2 protein-coding genes are annotated in these 3,170 nt (G+C 46.1%); both read right to left on the bottom strand.

From position 1 onward, the window contains the following. Window positions 1-1,636, bottom strand: a 1,636-nt coding sequence (locus AC37HE_RS13935) for a carboxylesterase/lipase family protein (protein WP_500783459.1), incomplete at its 3' end; no start/stop codon positions are given. 45 nt (window positions 1,637-1,681) lie between these two features. After that, a partial coding sequence (locus tag AC37HE_RS13930) for a carboxylesterase/lipase family protein (protein WP_500783458.1) occupies window positions 1,682-3,170 on the bottom strand: 1,489 nt, incomplete at its 5' end.

The raw sequence follows: 3,170 nt of genomic DNA, 5'->3' as shown, positions 1-3,170 counted from the left end.
CTGAAGCAGCGACTTCCAGCAGCTTTTTATCGTGATTATGTACCAAGCTGGATTGATTGTCGAATAGCATTGTCGCTCCACCCTCCGGAGTGAACGGGGCCCATTCCGGCACCATCTCATTATTGGGATTTCCGGTCCAGGCAAAAGTTGCCCAGGTCTTGCTCATCTTCCTTGCTAATGCGTACGCCTCGGGCGAACCACTATTGTATTCTTCGGTGCGTGCAATATTGTTGAAGACAAAAGCGATTTCCATGCAATGGCTCGATTTCAACATGCCATCCAGATGCGGAGCATTCCATTTGAACACATAATTATAAACAGGAGCTCCCCCCGGGACTGAAGATTTTAGCTTAATAAAATCCAGCAACATCGGGCGGAACATTAAATCAACATCTTTCATATCCGATGGCAACTTGGTGTTTGGATAAGCCTCCTTAAAAGCAGCCACATAAGCGTCAGTTTTGTCGCCATAACGCTCTTTCAAATAATTTACAATTGTCGCTTCGTCAGCGTGAAGTAGCTCTGCACCTCCGCCAAATGATCCGAATTCAACCTGGTTTGATCCGGCAATGAGCGGAATGTCTTTTGACAATTCTTCTGCTCCCGGAGCTCCCGGTTGCAGTGGTATAAATTCACCATCGCAGGAAGGCGCCCAACCTAAACGTCCAAGTCCTTTTCCCGCTTTTGCAAAAGCACGACTACCGGCAGCCAGTAGTTCATCATAAGGAACGTCCTTCAACTTATTCACTTCATTCTTTTTCAAACCCAGCTCATCCATAATGGCCAAACCAACTTTTTGCGTAGCCTCTTTGGTTGCAAAGCGACCAAGTGCTCCGCTTTGCATTATTGCTTTGTGAAATAAACCTTTAGCAGAAGGTGTATACAGCAGGGTAGCTACTTTTCCGCCACCTCCCGACTGACCGAAAATAGTCACGTTGCCAGGATCACCGCCAAAATTGCCGATGTTGTTATGCACCCACTCTAACGCTGCGACAACATCCATCATTCCAACATTAGCCGACTGAGCATACTTCTCGTCAACAGCAGAAAGGTCAAGAAAGCCTAGTACATTTAATCGATGATTGATTGAGACAACAACAACATCACCTGTTCGACTCAGGTTTTCGCCATCATAACTAGGCAGCTCACAAGATGAACCAGCCGTATAACCACCACCGTGCAACCAAACCATCACCGGCCGTTTTTTACCGTCGTTAATAGCCGGCGACCAAACGTTTAGATTTTGGCAAGCATCTTCTTTCATGTACCAGAAATTGTGTTGTTGGGCAAACTCCATCTCATCAAATAAGATCATGGACTCAACATTAATCGGGCAAACGGGACCATAGGACCTGCAACTTCTCACGCCCTCCCATTTATCCGGCTTTTGCGGAGGCATAAAGCGCTCAGCTTTGGCATATGGAATACCTTTGTAATTGAAAATCCCCTGATGGACATAGCCAATTACATCACCCGATTCAGTTGTTGTTCGTGCAGTTTCACTATTCGCGATCATCGGGTGTGAAATAGGCGATTCGCCAGAAACCGATGCTTTTTCTGCCATTAATTGACAAGCACCAAGACCAAGCATTAGAATAGCAGAAAGGAAAAATTGTGTTTGTTTCAGAAACTTCATTGGTTAGGTTTTAGTCTTTATTAAAAATAGCTTTTGAAAATTCATTTACAATCGACCGATTGAACGCCACATATCCAGCTCTATTTTAAACCGGTCATCAATCACTTCACAGTTCGTGTCAATACGCATCGTCGGTCTGTCCTTTAGATTATAGGCCGGCCATTCAGGAACATCTTTGGCAGCCGGTTTACCTGTTCGTGCAAAAGTCGACCACAATTCTGCCATTTTGTGCGAAGCCACGTAACGGTCCGGTTTATCTCCGGCAAAGCTCCAGTGTGGTCCTTCTCCTTCTTTCGGCGGAACTTCATTATTAAACTTGAAGGTGATGTCCATGGCATGCGGAGTTCCCATTTCATAATCGGTTCCGGGGATCTTCATATTCGACTTGTAACCGAAATTGTACAGATAAACGGGCGCACCGTTTTGCTTTACTTTCTTTTCTGCGATCTCAATTGTTCCGAGCCCCATCAATGCGATTGATTTAACAGCCACATAAATATCCGGAGCCGAAGCCTTCGGGCGCGCAGTACGGTAAGCTTCGATAATTTTAGCTGTATCACTGCCAAATTGGGGCTCCAACTTAGCGGGCAATTCATCAAAGCCAATCTTGAAGGAATCTGCATCATGCCGCTCCCAGGCAAAGAAGGTATATTCATCTTCGTTCCAGCCGGTCATCAATGGTTTATTTTTTGATATCTCCGGAGCAGTCGGATCAAACGGATGATTCAGCAGAACCACTCCATCAACAACGGGTCCAAACCCATTCATACCAGGCATATTGATCTTTTCCTGGAAAGGAGGAATGAAGGTGAACTTATTTTGTAGCGTCAGCAAATCTTCAGCAGGAACATCAAGCAATTTTCGCCAGTTATTTTTGGCAATATTCAGCTCTTTCAGTACCATCTCTGTTGTTTGAGCAGCTAATTCCGTTGTTAACATGCGAACTCCCGGGCCACTCTCGATAGAAGCTTTGTTAAAATATGATGAAGCCTCAGGCATCGCATATAAACAGGAGGTTTTTGCACCACCGCCGGATTCTCCGAAGATCATCACATTATCCGGGTCACCGCCAAACTGAGAGATATTATCATTCACCCATTTCAGGCCGGCAGCGATATCAGCTATACCCATGTTTCCGGATCCGGCATAATCAGATCCGGCAATCTCATCCAAATAAAGAAATCCCAGCAGCCCCAGCCGATGATTTGTTTCAACTACGACAACATCAAAGTTACGAGCCAGATTAGTACCATCTTGTCCGGGAGCTCCCCCCGAGCCCCCCACGAATCCGCCACCATGATTGTAAAACATGACCGGACGTTTCTTCCCGTCGTTTGCCGGTGTCCACACATTCAGGAACAAGCAATCCTCAGCAGGTGCAGGCTCTCCACGTCTGGGACTCTGAATAGCCGGAGGCCCCAATTCCAAAGTATCCTTCACTCCCATCCAGGGCTCTAAAGGTGCGGGTCTGCGAAAACGTCGATCTCCTGAAATTCGACCAGCATAAGGTACTCCTTTAAAAATATTTACCCCT

Source organism: Mangrovibacterium sp., from assembly GCF_059905295.1.
The sequence above is the reverse complement of the archived record's forward strand: the minus strand, read 5'-3'. Positions and strand labels throughout refer to the sequence as shown.